The organism is Pseudoalteromonas sp. SWN166 (assembly GCF_015864485.1).
Lineage (GTDB): Bacteria > Pseudomonadota > Gammaproteobacteria > Enterobacterales > Alteromonadaceae > Pseudoalteromonas.
In genome coordinates this window covers 163,870-181,241 of the sequence record NZ_JADYXB010000001.1, presented here as the reverse complement: position 1 = coordinate 181,241, position 17,372 = coordinate 163,870, and the positions used below count along the sequence as shown (strand labels likewise).

At 38.2% G+C, this 17,372-nt stretch carries 16 protein-coding genes; 5 read left to right on the top strand and 11 right to left on the bottom strand.

Annotated elements, in window-relative coordinates:
• Positions 1-124: 124 nt before the first annotated feature.
• Entirely contained in the window at positions 125-991 is an 867-nt protein-coding gene (locus tag I6F49_RS00825; RefSeq protein ID WP_165722175.1) for a cation diffusion facilitator family transporter, read from the top strand.
• Here the strand turns inward: I6F49_RS00825 and I6F49_RS00820 are convergent.
• Genes I6F49_RS00820 through I6F49_RS00810 form a run of 3 tightly spaced genes read right to left on the bottom strand, consistent with a single transcriptional unit; the run spans position 951 to position 3,984 of the window.
• On the bottom strand, positions 951-1,898 hold the full coding sequence (locus I6F49_RS00820) for an alpha/beta fold hydrolase (RefSeq protein ID WP_197178019.1): 948 nt from the start codon (positions 1,896-1,898) through the stop codon (positions 951-953). The genes I6F49_RS00825 and I6F49_RS00820 overlap by 41 nt on opposite strands.
• A 3-nt stretch (positions 1,899-1,901) precedes the next feature.
• Positions 1,902-3,317 carry an ATP-binding protein gene (locus I6F49_RS00815; protein WP_197178018.1) on the bottom strand — a complete coding sequence of 472 codons (1,416 nt, stop codon included), beginning with the start codon at positions 3,315-3,317 and terminating at the stop codon, positions 1,902-1,904.
• Entirely contained in the window at positions 3,295-3,984 is a 690-nt protein-coding gene (locus I6F49_RS00810) for a response regulator (RefSeq protein ID WP_197178017.1), read from the bottom strand. Before I6F49_RS00810 ends, I6F49_RS00815 begins: the two co-directional genes overlap by 23 nt.
• 177 nt (positions 3,985-4,161) lie before the next feature.
• Here I6F49_RS00810 and I6F49_RS00805 point away from each other — a divergent pair, with 177 nt between their 5' ends.
• Complete coding sequence (locus tag I6F49_RS00805; protein ID WP_197178016.1) at positions 4,162-4,650, top strand: periplasmic heavy metal sensor; 489 nt, start codon at positions 4,162-4,164, stop codon at positions 4,648-4,650.
• 282 nt (positions 4,651-4,932) lie between these two features.
• Here the strand turns inward: I6F49_RS00805 and yacG are convergent, their stop codons facing one another.
• From yacG to nadC, 8 genes are all read right to left on the bottom strand, one after another.
• Positions 4,933-5,163 (bottom strand): DNA gyrase inhibitor YacG, encoded by a 231-nt coding sequence (yacG, locus tag I6F49_RS00800; RefSeq protein ID WP_165741263.1) that lies wholly within the window; start codon positions 5,161-5,163, stop codon positions 4,933-4,935.
• A 114-nt stretch (positions 5,164-5,277) separates the two neighbouring features.
• Positions 5,278-6,954 (bottom strand): type IV-A pilus assembly ATPase PilB, encoded by a 1,677-nt coding sequence (gene pilB / locus I6F49_RS00795; protein ID WP_197178015.1) that lies wholly within the window; start codon positions 6,952-6,954, stop codon positions 5,278-5,280.
• 126 nt (positions 6,955-7,080) lie between these two features.
• Positions 7,081-7,722 carry a dephospho-CoA kinase gene (gene coaE / locus I6F49_RS00790; protein WP_197178014.1) on the bottom strand — a complete coding sequence of 214 codons (642 nt, stop codon included), beginning with the start codon at positions 7,720-7,722 and terminating at the stop codon, positions 7,081-7,083.
• A gap of 1 nt (position 7,723) precedes the next feature.
• Positions 7,724-8,617 carry a prepilin peptidase gene (locus tag I6F49_RS00785; RefSeq protein WP_197178013.1) on the bottom strand — a complete coding sequence of 298 codons (894 nt, stop codon included), beginning with the start codon at positions 8,615-8,617 and terminating at the stop codon, positions 7,724-7,726.
• Positions 8,618-9,297: 680 nt separating this feature from the next.
• The gene (locus I6F49_RS00780) at positions 9,298-10,527 is read right to left on the bottom strand and encodes a type II secretion system F family protein (protein WP_197140895.1); all 1,230 of its coding nucleotides are present in this window, start codon (positions 10,525-10,527) and stop codon (positions 9,298-9,300) included.
• An 87-nt stretch (positions 10,528-10,614) separates the two neighbouring features.
• Positions 10,615-11,958 (bottom strand): O-antigen ligase family protein, encoded by a 1,344-nt coding sequence (locus tag I6F49_RS00775; RefSeq protein WP_197178012.1) that lies wholly within the window; start codon positions 11,956-11,958, stop codon positions 10,615-10,617.
• A 63-nt stretch (positions 11,959-12,021) separates the two neighbouring features.
• Entirely contained in the window at positions 12,022-12,462 is a 441-nt protein-coding gene (locus tag I6F49_RS00770; RefSeq protein WP_197178011.1) for a pilin, read from the bottom strand.
• A gap of 494 nt (positions 12,463-12,956) precedes the next feature.
• Complete coding sequence (nadC, locus tag I6F49_RS00765; RefSeq protein WP_197178010.1) at positions 12,957-13,808, bottom strand: carboxylating nicotinate-nucleotide diphosphorylase; 852 nt, start codon at positions 13,806-13,808, stop codon at positions 12,957-12,959.
• Positions 13,809-14,094: 286 nt separating this feature from the next.
• Between nadC and ampD the strand changes: the two genes are divergently transcribed.
• The 3 genes from ampD to pdhR all read left to right on the top strand — a co-directional run bounded on the left by ampD (position 14,095) and on the right by pdhR (position 17,367).
• Positions 14,095-14,649, top strand: coding sequence for a 1,6-anhydro-N-acetylmuramyl-L-alanine amidase AmpD (gene ampD / locus I6F49_RS00760; protein ID WP_197178009.1), 555 nt, complete (start codon positions 14,095-14,097; stop codon positions 14,647-14,649).
• 13 nt (positions 14,650-14,662) lie between these two features.
• Positions 14,663-15,514 (top strand): beta-lactamase regulator AmpE, encoded by an 852-nt coding sequence (gene ampE, locus I6F49_RS00755; protein ID WP_197178008.1) that lies wholly within the window; start codon positions 14,663-14,665, stop codon positions 15,512-15,514.
• Positions 15,515-16,617: 1,103 nt separating this feature from the next.
• The gene (pdhR, locus tag I6F49_RS00750; RefSeq protein WP_007586129.1) at positions 16,618-17,367 is read left to right on the top strand and encodes a pyruvate dehydrogenase complex transcriptional repressor PdhR; all 750 of its coding nucleotides are present in this window, start codon (positions 16,618-16,620) and stop codon (positions 17,365-17,367) included.
• The last annotated feature ends 5 nt before the right edge of the window (positions 17,368-17,372 follow it).

The following is a 17,372-nucleotide window of genomic DNA, read 5'->3' as shown; positions in this document are numbered from 1 at the left end:
TCAGTATACACGAAACCCTTCAAAAAAATGATATACTTACACTATTGAGTACTCCTAATTATCGGATTAAAACGTGCATAACCGTAGCTACGAATTTTGGGTTAAAACTTCCAGCATTGTTACCATGGTAATGGTTAGTTTAATGATTGGCGCAAAAACATGGGCGTGGCTTGCTTCGGGCTCGGCCTCAATGCTTGGTTCGTTAACTGATTCGTTAATGGATATAACAGCCACTGCTATGAGCTTTTTAGTTTTAGGTTACGCACTGCGCCCAGCAGATGACGATCACCGATTTGGACACGGTAAAGCCGAAGCACTTGCAGGACTTGGACAAGCCGCGTTTATTGCAGGCTCAGGTTGCCTACTTGCTTTTCATGGTATTGAGCGTTTATTTAATCCTATACAGTTAAGCCATTCTTTATTAGGTGTATGGGTAAGTATTTTTGCTATTGCGTGTACGCTGGTGATTGTATTTGTACAAAACAAGGTGGTTAAGTATACCGATTCAATTGCTATAAAAGCCGACTCAGTACATTACAAAGGTGATTTAATATTAAATGCCGCTGTGCTATTAGCTATTTTGTTAGCTTATTATGGTGTGTTGTATGCCGATCCGGTTTTTGCGATAGGTGTAGCGGGTTACTTACTTTATAACAGCTGGGATATTGCTCGCGATAGCGCCGATCATTTAATGGATAAAGAACTTCCAGATGATGAAAAGCAAAGCATATTTGATATAGCTAGAGCTCATGCAGATGTACACGGTGTACATGATATTCGTACTCGCCAAGGCGGAAAAGTTAAGTTTATCCAAATGCACTTAGAGCTTGATGATCATTTAAGTTTAATACGTGCTCATAACGTAGCTGATGAAGTAGAGGCAATGCTTAAAGAACGTTTTGAGTCTGAGGTAGATATACTGATCCACCTCGACCCTTTGTCGGTACTTGTTAAGCCGTCACCGACTCACAAAACTGATACAAGCTTTTAAGCAATGGCTCGCGTATTTCATCACGTTCAAAAAACAGTTCGTGTTTAGCGCCTTCAAAGCTTTTAAGTACTGTATTTGCGTGTCTGTTTGCTAATTTATATTGGGCATTGTTATCGACTACTTCGTCGTTTTGCGCACTGGCAATATAAAGTGGGATAGTCACGCTTAAATTATCCACCGAGGTTATAAATGCAAATGTCGCATTTAGCCAGCCGTAAGTAACACCGCCGAGCTGTAGTAATGGCTCTTCTTGATATGTTTGCCTAAATAGCTCGTAACGCACTGGGCTGCTGGTTAATACATTTGTAGCAAACTCATCGGGTATATAATCGGTTTGCCCTAGCGCGTAGTTGTCTTTTTGACCCAAAAGGGTAGCGGTACTGGCTATTAATTTAGCTAAAGGTTTTGGTGTGCTTTTTGTGTAAATATCAAGCATAGGGGCTGATAAAAACGCGCCACTAAAATTGTGTTCAAAATGCGCAAGGTAATCAAAAGCAATAGCGCCGCCCATTGAATGACTCACTAACACTTTTTTGCCCTGCCAATAAGTATCCACAACCTGTTTATTAAATAAGTTTAGATCGGCACTGTAATCGTTAAATTGGTTAACGTGGCCTTTATGCTTATTTATTAAGTGGCGATAAGAGCGGCCTTGTCCTTGGTGGTCGACTATGAACACGGCAAAATTATTGTTATAAAGCTCCCACAACAATTCTTTATATTTATCTAACCCTTCAAGGCGCCCAGAGCTTATTACAATGGCATTTTTGGCTTTGTCTGGTATGGCATAAGCATAAAATAATTGCCCGTTAGGCGTATCTAAATAAGCTTTAATTAGCGTGTTTTTATAAAAGTTATTAATTGTTATTTGATTACTTTTAAGCTCACGCTCACTACTATAAAACATGGTTTACTCTTTTATTAATGGCAGCGTGATATTAGCACAAAGTCCACCCTCTGTTTTATTAGATAACACTAATTCACCGCCATGCGCAGTAATAGCATTTTTAGCAATAGCGAGCCCTAAACCCGTGCCACCACTTACGCGGTCGCGCGCATCAGACTGCCTAAAAAAGGGTTCGCAAAGCTTGCTTAGTTGCTCATTTGGTACACCAGAGCCATCGTCACATATTTCTATATAAATGGCATCAGCATGCTTTAGAGTAATGCTAATCGTATTATTTGCGTATTTAATGGCGTTGCGAAGTAGGTTTTCAAGTGCACTGGCAATAAGACTTTCATCACAATCAATATTTACGTCTACAGCGCCTATTATATTTAGCTGCTTATTATTTTGTTTTGCTTCAAACTGCGCATCGTTAAGTACATGATCAACAATTATTTGTAATGATTGTTTTTGTAGTGAAAGCGCTTGGCTTTTGGCCTCTAAGCGAGACACTTGCAGTACGTCGGCAATCATTTTATCAAGCTGATTTGCTTCTTTTTCTATGCGTAATAAATATGATTGGCTAGCGTCGTTAGCTTGCATTTGTGCAAGGCCAGTAGCCATTTTTAAACGTGTAAGAGGCGAGCGTAACTCATGCGATATATCGGCTAATAAGCGCTTTTGCGAGCTAATTAAAAGCTCTAACTGATTAGCCATACTGTTAAAATCTCGCCCAAGTATTCCTAGCTCATCTTTTCGGTTTACAGAAATATCGGCTCTTGCACTTAAGTTACCTGCAGATAATTTAATAGCGGCTTTTTTAAGACTATTTATAGGAGCTATTAAGTTACGGCTAAATACAAAGCTTAAAATAAGAGAGGCAACAATTGCGATGACTATTTTCATCCAATTAGGCATTAGCTTAAAGCGCATTATTAGCGGTGGTTGATGGTTAATATCTATTTCATAAAGATAAAAACTTCCTTCAGGCACGTTTATATTAACAGGGCCAAAGGCTTGGTATTTTTCAGTGAAAATAATTTGCGGTGACATATTTTGGGTAAAGTTCAATAAACTTAAGTCGATGCTATCAGGTACCTCTTTACTACTAAGAGAGTCTTCGCTTTGAGCTGCGCTTAAGTATAAAAGTTTACGCTTTGAGAGGCGAGGGTGTACTAATACTTCGCTTAGGCTGCGCTTATGTTTAATAGCAGTGCGCTCAATACTTTTGGCGGTGTATATTAGGTTTTTTTTCATCGGGCCATAAAGTGGCTCGTTAGTTACCGCGTTAATAGCGGTAATGTTACTTAAAAAGATAAGGGCTGCAACGGTGCCGATTATAGTTAACCAAAACCAAATAAATATTTTAAAAAACAGGTAATGCCCAGGGTGTTTTAACCAAGTAAAGTAAGTGCTTTTATTCGCCTTGGATAAAGACATAACCCGTACCTCGCATCGTTTTAATTCGCTCGCCTGTAATATGTACTGCTATTTTTTTACGAATATTACTAACATGCATATCGATAGAGCGGTCGAATGAGGCTAAACGCCTACCCAGTACTTCTTCACTAATTTGCTCTTTACTAACCACTTCACCTGCATTTTTACACAATAGCGTGAGTATTTCGTACTCTGTACCAGTAAGGGTTAATGTAGAGCCGTCTATTGAGGCCTCTCGCGCAGCTAGGTTAACGGTAATACCATTCACTAGTAACTTACTCGTTGCAGCAGCATTTAAACTATTAATGTGTTCTATACGGCGTGTTATTGCTTTAACGCGGGCTAGTAATTCACGATGATTAAAAGGCTTTGGAATATAATCATCGGCGCCGAGCTCTAAACCAAAAATACGGTCAAAGTCTTCACCTTTTGCAGTAAGCATTATTACCGGTGTGAGTTTTGTTTGCCTAAGCTGTTTAAGTACTTCAAAGCCATCTAGCGTTGGTAGCATTACATCTAGCAGTATAAGTGCGTAATCGTTCGCTTGTGCTAGTTTAAGGCCTTGCTCACCGTCGTGTACGCTTTGTATTTCAAAGCCTTGGGCAGTTAAATATTCACTTAATAGCTCACAAAGGCCCGTATCGTCATCAATCATTAATAGTTTCATTTACAAACCCTTAGAGTTGTTTATAGCGTTATTTTACCCGCTAAATAGTGCAAAGGTGAATCTTTACACAACCTTTACACTGCTTTGCGTTACTTTGCGTTGAGTTAGGTATAGTTAACTCACTGGCTTAGCAGCCACAATCGCTCAACCAACCAATTCAATATTAAGGTAATGATTATGACTAAATTAAGCACACTTTCAAAATTAGTACTTATCTGTGGCTTAGCAACAGCAACTCTTGGTGCTGGTAGCGTATTAGCTAAAGGCGACGGGCATAAGCAAGGCCATTCTCAAGCTCGTTTTTTACTTTCTGAGCGCGGCGTTGAAAAATTAAGCCTAACAGATGAGCAGCAAACTAAGCTAAAAGCTATTTTTGAAGCGCAAAAAACACAAATGAAAGCATTACGTGGCGACAATAAAGAAGCCCGTAAAGCGATGCGTGAAGCGCATAAAGCAAAAATGGATGCATTATTTTCGGCGGCAACATTTGACGAAAATGCAGCAAAAGAATTGTTAAACGAACGCCATGAAAAAGGTGAGCAATTCGGTTTAATTAAACTAAAAACGCAACACCAAGTAATGCAAGTACTTAACGCTGAGCAAAAAGAGAAATTTGCTAAAATGCAAAAGCGTATGAATAAAAAGCATCGCAAACAAAAAAGTTAATTATACTTTTTTGTAAATACTAAAAAACCAGCGTAATGCTGGTTTTTGCTTTTATACCAATTCGCTTAATTAAGTGATCTATTTTGAGGGAAGAAAATCGTGTCGATAACAAGGCAAAAATTTCGTTATTTAGTTGTTCTCGGCAATTGCTCCTGCATTGCTCTACCTCCTGCATCCATATAGTCGTATATCAAAAATTTTTAACGTAGTTAACGTCAGATTTAACCCCTTAAATTGATTAAGTATTATTGCGGGTTGGTATTAGGGCATTATGAAGATAAATTACTTAAAAAAGTCATCTTCATTTTTCGCCAGCATAGCTTCAATATCTTCAATCATGTCTTGGCTAAACTCTTCAGCTGAGGTCATTGGTGCAGAAATTTTATTATTTTCAAACGACCATTCACCTAAATCAATTAGCTGACAGCGTTTTGAGCAAAAAGGACGAAATGGGCTTTGCTCTGACCATTCAACTTTAGTTTTACAGGTTGGGCAGTTTACAATAGTAGGCATAATTTACTCTTTACAATCTTTTTCTGCATTTTACATTACTTAGATACGAGTCTCTAGGTATAAGTAAGGCTCTGAATTTAGTGTTCAGAACCTTGTAGCTTTTACTATGGGCTTTTAAAAATTAGTCACGCGATTAATTTCACCAAGGGATGTAAGGCCATCGGCTGCTTTGCGTAAACCTGATAAACGTAAATTATTAAATCCGGCTTTAAGTGAAACGTCAGCTATTTCAAGCGAGTTACCACCGCGCATAATAATTTGGGCAATTTCAGGGGTAATTTGCATTACTTCGTAAATACCCACTCGGCCTTTATAACCATCGGTACAGCTATCGCATCCTTTAGGAGTATACAACGTCATTTCTTCAATTTGCTTTGTACTGAATCCTTGGCGAGCTAGTTCTTCGCTCGGCAGTTGTTCTGGCGTTTTACATTTAGGGCACAAACGACGTGCTAAACGCTGGGCTATAATTAAGCTGATCGAACTTGCTACGTTATAAGCTGGCACACCCATATTTAATAAACGGGTGATTGTTTCCGGCGCTGAGTTTGTATGCAATGTTGATAAAACCAAGTGACCTGTTTGCGCCGCTTTTATTGATATTTCTGCAGTCTCAAGGTCACGTATTTCACCTACCATAACTACATCAGGATCTTGACGTAAAAATGCACGCAGTGCGTTGGCAAAAGTCATATCGGCTTTAATATTAATTTGTACTTGGTTTACACCTTCAAGGTTAATCTCAACCGGATCTTCCGCAGTACTAATATTTCGCTCTGGCTGATTCAGTATATTTAAACCAGTGTATAGCGATACTGTTTTACCAGAACCGGTTGGCCCTGTTACCAATATCATCCCTTGAGGCTGGGCAAGCGCATCCATATAGAGCTTTTTCTGCTCGGGCTCGTAACCTAATACATCAATACCTAACATGGCGCTTGATGAATCAAGGATACGCATTACTATTTTTTCGCCCCACAAGGTAGGCATAGTACTCACACGAAAGTCGATACTTTTGCGTTCAGTAATTTTTAGCTTTATACGACCATCTTGTGGTTTGCGTTTCTCGGCAATATCGAGTCGTGACATAACCTTAATTCGCGCAGAAAGCTTGGTCGCTAATGTATTAGGTGGGCTTGCCACTTCATGCAAAATGCCATCAATGCGAAAACGAATACGGTACTTGTGCTCGTAAGGTTCAAAGTGTAAATCAGAGGCGCCTTTTTTAATGGCATCCATTAAAATTTTGTTGATGTATACGATGATAGGCGCATCATCTTTATCGTCATCTTGCTGAGATGTATCTTTTTGGCTTTCTGAATCTAAGTCAGCAAATTCCTGAAATTCGTCATCGGTTAAATTTAAGCTGCCAGCGGCATCTAGTAATTGCTCAATTTTTGCATCAAGTTGAATATAATCAACAACAACAACTTCGCATGAGAGACCAGTACTAAACTCAAAATTTTCGAATGCGCCGTAATCTGTAGGATCGGATGCTGCTATATAAACTTTTCGATCTTTTTGAACAAGCGGCAAAATGTGATGCTTGCGAATAAGTTTTTCTTTTACAAGATCGGCCGGGATTTTTGTAGGGTCGAAATCTTTTAAATCAAAATAGGGTACGCGAAACAAATCAATACATTGCTCAGCTAAATCTTTACTATCGATTTTTCCACATTTAGAAATAAGCTCAGCTGTTGAGGCAAATTCATTTTGTTTGTTTTTAACCGTGTCGGCATCAATGCGGCCAAGGGTTATAAATTTTCTCAATAACGGTGAGTTAATATTCATTGCGCACCTGTTTTATTCCTTCAATAGTAAGCAATTTATCAGAAAAAAGAAGGTGATTACATCACCTTTCATTCTTTGTTGTGATTTTACTAACTAAAATACGAGTTTGTGTGAGTTAGGACAGTGTTAATGTGAGTTAGTTTTGTTGTGTAATGCATATTGTAGGTACTTTTTATGAAGATCAACAAGTTCTATATGCACTAGGTCTAAACTTCGGTCATTATTTAAAATATCATCCGCTTTTTGTTGTTTATCGGCGCGTGACATTTGCGAGGCAATAATACTTTTAACTTGCTCACTACTTGTGTTGTCACGTTTTGCCGTACGCGCTATTTGTACTGAGGTTGGTACGTCAATAAGTAGGGTGTGGTCGCAATATTTATCAAGGTTGTTTTCAAACAATAAAGGCGCTACTAAAACAACATAAGGGCTAGTTGCATTGTTTAAATCGGTTAGTATTTTTATCCGTATAAGAGGGTGCAATAACGCATTAAGCCATTCTTTGTCATTGTTGTTAGTAAATATTTTTGCGCGCAATTCTGCTCTATTTAATGTGCCATCAGGCAATAAAATATCTTTGCCAAAGTGGGCTGTAATCGCTTTTAGCCCTTTGCTATTTGGGAGTACTACTTGACGCGCAATTATATCGGCATCAACTATTATAATACCAAGTTCTTCAAACATATTGCTTACGGCTGTTTTACCACAGCCAATACCACCTGTTAAACCTAATACCCAGCTATTTACTTTAGTAATTTGCTCACTCATTTTAATAACCAATTAAATTAAAATAAGCGCCTTGAATTTGGTTACCCCAAAGCATTGCAATCCAGCCCGCTATCGCTAAATAAGGCCCAAAAGGGATAGGGGTAGCTTTGTCTTTACCTTGTATGCTTAATAGTGCAATACCTATAATGGCACCTACTACGCTCGAAAGCAGAATAATAGTAAGTAATGACTGCCAGCCAAGCAAAGCACCAAATACAGCAAGCAGTTTAAAGTCGCCATAACCCATGCCTTCTTTACCGGTTAATAACTTAAATAACCAAAACACGCTCCATAAGCTTAAATAACCGCAAGCAGCACCAATAATGGCATCAGTAGGTGTAATTGTGTAACCCATTACAGAGGCAATAAGTGCAAGCCATACTAGCGGAAGTGTAAGCTGGTCTGGCAGTAACATGTGATCAATATCAATAAAGGTCAGCGCGACTAAAATCCACGTTACAAAAATATATAAAAGGGCTTGCTCGCTCGCACCAAAGCTATAAGCAACAACTAAACTTAATAGGGCAGTAATTAGCTCTACAGCAGGGTAGCGAGCAGAAATAGGGTTACTGCAACTTGCGCATTTACCTTTAAGTATTAACCAACTAATAATAGGAATATTCTGCCAAGGCTTTATGGCTGTTTTACATTTAGGGCAGGTAGAATTGGGTTTTACTAAGTTAAAAGGCTCATTGATATGGGCTTGTTTAGATTTATTGGCTGTAAGTTCATCTTCTAACAGTAGTCTGCATTCGCTTTGCCACTCACGTTGCATCATCAGCGGTAAGCGATAAATAACTACATTTAAAAAGCTACCAACACATAAACTAATTAAGCCAACTGTGGTTAAATAAAACCACAGTTGGCTTTGCATTACTTCTATAATACTTTGCATTTATTTACCCAAAACTAAAATTTTTTAATAATACCAATTAACGGCTCGATGTAAAATCGTAATTAAAAACGCGATATAAAATCGCGACTACGCTGTTTAAGCCACGGCACCGTAGCAGCGGGTTTACCCCGCGACGGTTACCATTATTGCGCGATGTAAAATCGTAATTAAAAACGCGATATAAAATCGCGACTACGTGGTTAATGCCACGGCACCGTAGCAGCGGGTTTACCCCGCGACTGTTACTATTGCTGCGCGATATAAAATCGCGACTACGTGGTTAATGCCACGGCAGCGTAGCAGCGGGTTTATCCCGCGACGGTTACTATTAACTGCGCGATATAAAATCGTAATTAAAAACGCGATATAAAATCGCGCCTCCGCGGTTTATGCCACGGCACCGTAGCAGCGGGTTTATCCCGCGATTGTTACAATTATTGCGCGATGTAAAGCCGTAATTAAAAACGCGATGTAAAATCGCGACTACGTGGTTTACCCCGCGACTGTTACTATTGCTGCGCGATATAAAATCGCGACTACGCGGTTAATGCCACGGTAACGTAGCAGCGGGTTTATCCCGCGACTGTTACTATTACCCCGCGATTGTTACAATTATTGCGCGATGTAAAATCGCGACTACGTGTGTTTTTAAATCGGTGTTTATATTTTTCTCAATGGTATTAAATAACTGAGCCCAATTGGAAAATAGGTAAATACATAGCAACAATCAAGCCACCAACAAGTACACCGAGTACAGCCATAATAAGAGGCTCAAGCAAGCTTGATAGGCCATCTACTGCATCATCAACTTCTTGCTCGTAAATAGTAGCCACTTTTGCGAGCATGCCATCTAGTGAGCCAGACTCTTCACCAATCGCGACCATTTGTATTACCATATCAGGGAATATTTTTGAGTTACGCATTGCCCAGTTCATCTGATTACCAGAGCTAACCTCTGCTTTTATATCTAAAATAGCGTAACGATAAACAGCATTACCTGAAGCGCCGGCAGCAGAATCAAGTGCATCAACAAGCGGCACACCAGCGGCAAAAGTAGTTGAAAGAGTACGTGCATAGCGAGCAACAGCCGCTTTATTTAAAATCATACCAATAACAGGGAGTTTAAGTATAGTTCTGTCGGTAGCATCCCGGAGTTTTAAACTTCGTAGTTTTGCTTCTTTAAATGCGTATCCAAAAGCGAACATTCCAATAAGAATCATCCACCAATACGCTTGCATAAAGTCAGATATACCAATTACAAATAAAGTAAATGCAGGAAGTTCTGCACCAAAACCTGCAAAAATATCTTGGAATTGGGGTACTACAAATATTAATAATATGGAGGTAACAATACCTGCAATAACTAATACCGAAATAGGGTAAAACATTGCTTTTTTAATTTTTGACTTTAATGCTTCAGACTTTTCTTTATAAATAGCGACACGATCAAATATTCTATCAAGCGCACCTGATTGTTCGCCCGATGCTACTAGGTCGCAATATAAATCATCAAAATAGCGAGGGTGTTTTCTAAGCGCTGTAGATAATGGCTGACCCGCTTTTACTTCATCAGCAATAGTCTCCATTAGTTTACCGATGCTCTTATTAGTCGAACCGGTACCAATCATTTCAATTGATTGTATTAGCGGAACGCCCGCCATCAACATAGTTGCTATTTGGCGAGTAACGAGAGCGATATCTTTTGGCGTTATTTTTTGAACACTTTGAATGCCAAATAATGGTTTTGCTTTACGCTTTACTTTTGAAGGTGTTATACCTTGTTTACGAAGTTGAGCTTTTACTAATGCAATACTATTACCTGTAAGCTCGCCTTCAAGTTTTTTTCCTCGTGCACTTACACCGACCCACTGAAAAGTATCGAGGCCTTTATCTTGTTGTTTTTTTGCCATTAAGAGTACCCAGCTGAATTTGGTTTAAAACTTCATTATTACAAGCATAACTTAAACTAATGATTCTTGGTAGAAAAGTTGGGCGCTTTAAAATCGTTGCCCAACGGACCAAAACCTAGGTCCGTAAATATACCCTTTATCAGGATCAATATTATTATAAATACTTATCGCTTTTTGTAAGTAAAGGTACCATGCAAAAATAAATAAGATTGCTATTAAAGCTTTTAAGTATTTATTTATGGTAAGGCTTTGGTTGCTTTTTTTATTAATTCTTCCAAGTAGCAATCCCCACATGATAAATAAGAGTGTTTGCGAAATCGGCATTACATGCACACCAGAAAATAGTGAGTATGTAATTCCTATAGCAAAAGAATAAAAGAGACTTTCGGTAATTATGTCTTTTTTATGTCTTTTTAAATGTGCTACAGCTTTTTTAAATGTTGTAAAAACAACTGTTAAAATACACATAAGGGCGATTAAACCCCACTCATTTAAAATTTCAATTAACGAATTATGAGGATGGCTAAAAGGAGCTGAGCTGCCAAGTGACATTTCAAACACTCCAGGACCATTGCCTATAAATAAATGCTTTAAAGATAGGCTTGAAAGAGTATTAAACCATAAATCAATACGGCCCGAGGTGGATGTGCGTAGTATTTCAGCCCCCCCTTTATTTAATGAGTCCAGAGCATAAAAAGCAATGCAACTTAATATAAAACAGGCTAATCCGATAAAAACTTGTTTTTTTAATGTGGTTCTTAAAGCAAGAGCAAAAATAGAGAAAACTAAAAATGAGAGTAAAGCGCCACGAGCTTGGCCAATGAATATTAATAATAGGTTTAAAAACAAAATAATAAATACAATGCGCTGAATGCTTTTAAACTTTAGGAGTAGTACCAAAAATGGAAGAATAAACACCTGTACTTGGTTAAAAAAGCGAATGTTAATAAAACCGGAGTAGATTATGTAGGGGTTTAAGGGCTGTTGTTCTGATAGCGTAAAAATTATATTAAGTAGGCATATTAAAATGAGGCTTGTATGAGTTATCAGTAATGCATAAATAATAAATAAAATAGATTTTTTATTATTTATAGTACTTACATAACACATAGTTAAAATAAGTAAGCTTATATGAAACGTGTAAAGCAAACTAAAACTTTTCTCCGCACTCATTAATGCAGATAAATAACCACAAAAGATAAAAACTGAAAATAATATTCCACTTTTTTTGTTTAGTACCAGCCTAAACATAGGCTCTTTAATGCCTAAAAAAGAAGTAAGCGCTATAAGGCTCATACTAAGTAACAAAGCTATTTGGGTGATACGTTGGTGGTTATGGTAATCGTAGGAAATTATAGGTATTAAAGGTATTAGCGTACACAGAAAAAACAAGCTGATGAGCGATGGCTTTATTATATTTACTATATTCATGAATGCTGATTCTTACGCATTAAAAAAGCGCCAAATTAGGCGCTTTTAGTAATCAATAAATGATTAAGATTGTGGACAGCTTTTAGGGGCTAAATCTTTGTCAGCGTCAGGAATTCCTGTAGTTGCACATGACCAAACACCAGTTGTCGCGCGCGACCAAGTCACGAATGCTTCGTTTATCTGAGATGGTGCATTTACTATTTCACAAGAAACTTCAGCAGAACCATCTTCTTTTAACTCTGCTGTAATTTTGCAGTTTTTTGTACTTGCGTTTTTTATAGCTTTTAAATCACCAACAACAGTAAAAGTTTCACCATTATTCGCCTTTATTTCTATTTCTGTTTTTGCGCCTGTTATTTCAGCTAAGCCAGCAGTTAATTTAGATGTAGCTTGATAATTTGAGTAAGCAGGTAATGCAATTGCAGCAAGAATACCGATGATTGCTACTACAATCATTAATTCAATTAGGGTGAAACCCTGTTGTTTTTGAGTCATTGTTTTCATGTTTCCTCTCCTAAAGGATAGATTTTTGTAACTTAAATCACTTAAGCGGCAGAAGTGCCTAACTTAATTTAACTGATTTACTTTACAGTTTTACTTAAAATTAATTTTATTACACTTTAGCTTTAGAGTATGAAACACAAAAGCTAGACGTGAATTCATTATGTTTAGTACTAATTATAAAAGTTTACTAAGAGCACTACACATTGCAGCAACAAATAGTATAGGCATAAATTAAGTAGTTTAGTTGCTTTAATTTTTAATTTTATTTTTAAAAATAAAGAACAACTAAAGGCTCTAGTTATTTATGATTAACTTTTAAAAAAAAGCAATGCAACAGTATTAGTCTACCATTTTATTTCAGTAATTAGCACCTACATTTTTTGTAAAAAACCACTTTATTTAACAAAATGTTACAAAGTAAGCCTTTCGGGTTATTTAATGCTTTTTTGCTTAATTTGTCAACTGATTAGAGTTTTTAAAGTTTTAAAGTAGCTTTAAAATTGCTCAAAACGCATCGATAAATCGATTGATTGTAAGTTTTTTGTTAATGCTCCGCTTGATATAAAATCGACACCTGCTTGCGAATAAGTTTTAAGTGTTTCTAGTGTCATATTTCCCGAAACCTCTAATTTTGCACGCTTATTGGTTAAAACTACGGCTTGTTTAATTTGCTCTACGCTAAAGTTGTCGAGCATTATTATGTCGGCACCTGCCTCAATCGCTTGCTTAAGTTCTGGGAGTGATTCTACTTCTACTTCTACAGGTTTGTTTGGATGGTTTTGTTTAGCTTGAGCTACTGCTTTGTTTATTGTGCCGCAAGCCGCTATGTGATTTTCTTTAATTAAAAACGCATCAAACAACCCAATACGATGGTTTGCACCACCACCACATTTTACTGCGTATTTTTGTAATGCGCGCAGACCGGGGATTGTTTTACGTGTATCAAGTAGTTGCGTTGTTGTACCACTTAACTCTTTTACATAATGGGCTGTAGTAGTTGCAGTGCCTGATAAAGTTTGTACAAAGTTAAGTGCAGTACGTTCGGCGGTTAATATTGAACGAGCCGAGCCAGTAGCGGTAAATAATGTGCTGTTTGCTTTAACTGTGTCGCCATCATTTATGAGTACATTAACTTCAACACTTGGGTCTACTTGTTTAAATACTTCAAGGATGATGTCTTTTCCGCAAAAAGTGCAGTCTTCGCGGGTGATTACTTTGGCGCTCGCTTGCTCATTTTTGGGGATCAATTGCGCGGTAATATCGCCTTCTTGCGCAGTTTGATAATTTAGATCTTCGTCAAGTGCAAGAGTAACTAGCTGAGTGATAAGGGTGTGCGAAATAGACATGAAATGCTCATAAGCGTTAATAAATTAAACAAATTTTACTATGTTTATAAAAGAAAGAGAAGCGATTGGCTTTTAAGTAAAAAGTTAAACAAGCGCGAAGTAAATTCGCACCTGCAGGTTAGTTTATATATTGGGGTGGAGTGGGTTTTCATCGGTGTGTGTTTTGAGTTATTTGTAAGTGAGGTTTTATACCTCGCTTCTCACTATCACTCTTACAATCACTATCATTGTTTTAATAAATCCTTTAGCATCAACGTTATGTGTATATTGATATAGTAAACGTATCATGAAAATAGATTTAAACGGTGTTTTAAGTAGGGTAGCGCAGCGGGCTTGCTCGCATTTTGATGAGCGCCCTGATGAGGATGATATTTTTTTATTGGTTATTCATAATATATCGTTGCCAGCAGGGCAGTTTGGTACACCTTTCGTTGATGAGTTATTTATGGGTAGCGTTGATTGTAATGCTCATCCGAGTTTTAGTGACTTAAAGAATTTACGTGTATCGTCTCATTGCTTTATAAAACGCACTGGTGAGGCTATACAATACGTGCCCTTTGAGAAGCGTGCTTGGCATGCTGGGCAATCTGAGTTTGAGGGCGTGCCTGCTTGTAATAACTTTAGTATTGGCATTGAGCTTGAAGGTACCGACACCACACCATATTCTTTAGCGCAGTACAAAACATTAACTACACTTAGTAAATCTATAATGCAGCGCTATCCAAAAATTACCCCTTCGCGTATTGTGGGGCATTGCGATATTGCCCCAGGACGTAAAACTGATCCTGGCAGTAGCTTTAATTGGCCATTGTTTTTTAATATGCTTGAACAACTAAGTTAAGAGAGTTATTCCCATGATTTTAGTTTCTATAATAATTGCATTAATACTAGAGCGCTTAGGGGCTCGGTCTAATTACTGGCAGATAAGTTATTACGCAAATGGTTATTTAAATCGCTCTAATAAATTACTTGGTGATAAGGGCTTATTTAGCTCTGCACCGGGCTTTTTAATTTGGCTACTACTCCCGGTAATAGCTATGGCACTAATTTATTGTTTATCTGATTTTGTTTTGTGGCAGTTGGGCATTAATATCGCAGTGCTTTTAGTGTGCTTTGGTTGTGCTAAGCAGCGTGCTTTATATAAGTCGTATTTAAATGCGTTAACACGAGATGATGGTATTGCGGCATCATTATATGCATTGCAAATAGGACAAAAACGTACTGAAGGCGAAGAAAACGGTGAAACCTTTGGGCAAACATTGGCGTGGGTGAACTTTAGATTTTACTGTGCGGTTATTTTTTGGTTTGTTGTTTTAGGCGCGCCAGGTGCTGTTTTATATGCGTTAGTGCGTACCTTAGCCGATTTAGTACGAGAAGATCATAAAGTAATATTTGCTAAGCGGTTTAAGCTTATACACAAACTTTTATTTTGGCTCGACTGGTTACCTGCACGTATTACCAGCTTTGGTTATTTAGTAATAGGTAACTTTAATAAAGGCACTAGCTGTTGGCTACGTTACGTACTTAACTTTAAATCTCCAAATCGCGAAGTAGTTACGTGTACTGCACTGGCTGCAGAGCAAGTTGAAAAGCGTTATTACGGCTGTACCTACGAAGCCACTTGTATGATTAAGCTGGTTAAGCGTAATGTGCTCTTTTACTTAGTACTTATAGCGCTACTTACATTATTTGGCGGGCTATCGTAGTCGCGATTTTATATCGCGCATTATGTTTGATGTTTAGGTAATTGCTCGGCTAATGGTCGCGGGGTAAACCCGCTGCTACGATATTTGCGTAGTCGCGATTTTACATCGCGCATTGTGGTTTGTGGTTGGGTCATTGGTCGGTTAATATCGCTATAATGTCGCGGGGTAAACCCGCTGCTACGATATTTGCGTAGTCGCGATTTTATATCGCGCATTGTGGTTTGTGGTTGGGAGGTTAGTTGCCAAATGCCGCGGGGTAAATCCGCTGCTACGATATTTGCGTAGTCGCGATTTTACATCGCGCATTGTGTTTTTCGGTTGGGAGATTAGTTGCCAAATATCGCGGGGTAAACCCGCTGCTACGATATTGCGTAGTCGCGATTTTACATCGCGCATTGTGGTTTGTGGTTGGTTGGGTTATTGATCAGTTAATGTTGCCCAATGTCGCTGCTACGATGTCGCAGGGTAAACCCGCTGCTACGATATTTGCGTAGTCGCGATTTTATATCGCGCATGTGTTTGATGCTTGGGAGATTACTCGGTTAATGGTCGCGGGGTAAACCCGCTGCTACGATATTGCGTAGTCGCGATTTTATATCGCGCATGTGTTTTATGTTTAGTTGATTGCTCGGTTAATGGTCGCGGGGTAAACCCGCTGCTACGATATTGTGTAGTCGCGATTTTATATCGCGCATTATGTTTTATATTTAGTTGATTGCTCGCATAAGAGTCGCGGGGTAAACCCGCTGCTACGATATTGCGTAGTCGCGATTTTATATCGCGCATTGTGGTTTACTTTTATCCTGTTGTTAATTTCTTTAATAAATTCAACTAGAGTTAACATTCTATTTTTCTGGTCAGACCATTTGTTTTCATCTCATTAACTTTGTAATTATTTTTGCAAATTGTGCTTTGTTTAATCTTCGTTCAAAATGCGTTACGCTACGTTACCCGTATAAGTAGACTGTAAATTGACAGCTATTAGGGTTTTTGATACCTTATTGAAAATTTTTGGTATGACCAATTTACCTTTTGGGTAAATCATACTGCTTAAAGCCCCGTTTTGTGGGCTCTTGGTATTTATACAACGCGGACGTTGATTCATGTCTTTAAAGATTAAAGCGGCAAAGTTATCTGATGTTATTTTACAGCAACTCGAGAACATGATTCTTGAAGGCTCGTTAGCACCAGGTGAAAAGTTGCCACCAGAGCGTGAACTAGCAAAGCAATTTGAAGTGTCTCGCCCGTCACTGCGTGAGGCAATTCAAAAATTAGAAGCAAAAGGTTTAGTTACGCGTCGCCAAGGTGGCGGCACGTTTGTAAAAAATCAGCTCGAAGAAGGGCTTACTGATCCACTTTTTGATTTGATTAGTAAGCACCCTGAGTCGCAGTTTGATTTACTTGAATTTCGTCATGCATTAGAAGGGATTGCTGCTTACTACGCGGCACTGCGCGGAACCAGCAACGATTTTAGCAAAGTGAAAGAAAGCTTTGATAAAATTGCCCTAGTTAATGATGATTTACAGCAAAAAGCAAAAGCAATTAATGCATTTCACTTTAGCGTGGCAGAAGCTTCGCATAATGTGGTGTTACTGCATTTAGTAAGAGGCATGAAAGCGCTGCTTGAGCAAAATGTATTGCAAAATTTAACTGTTTTATTAAAAAAGTCAGATATTAGCAGTCAGTTAGCCCAGCATAGGCGTTTATTAATGGATGCCGTTATTGACGGTAATCCAGAACAAGCCCGTTTAGCAAGTAATGCGCACTTAGCATTTATAGAAGAAGCACTACTTGAAGCAGGCAAAGAACATTCGCGAATTGAACGTAGTTTAAGACGCACTAAACAAAATTAAGTTAG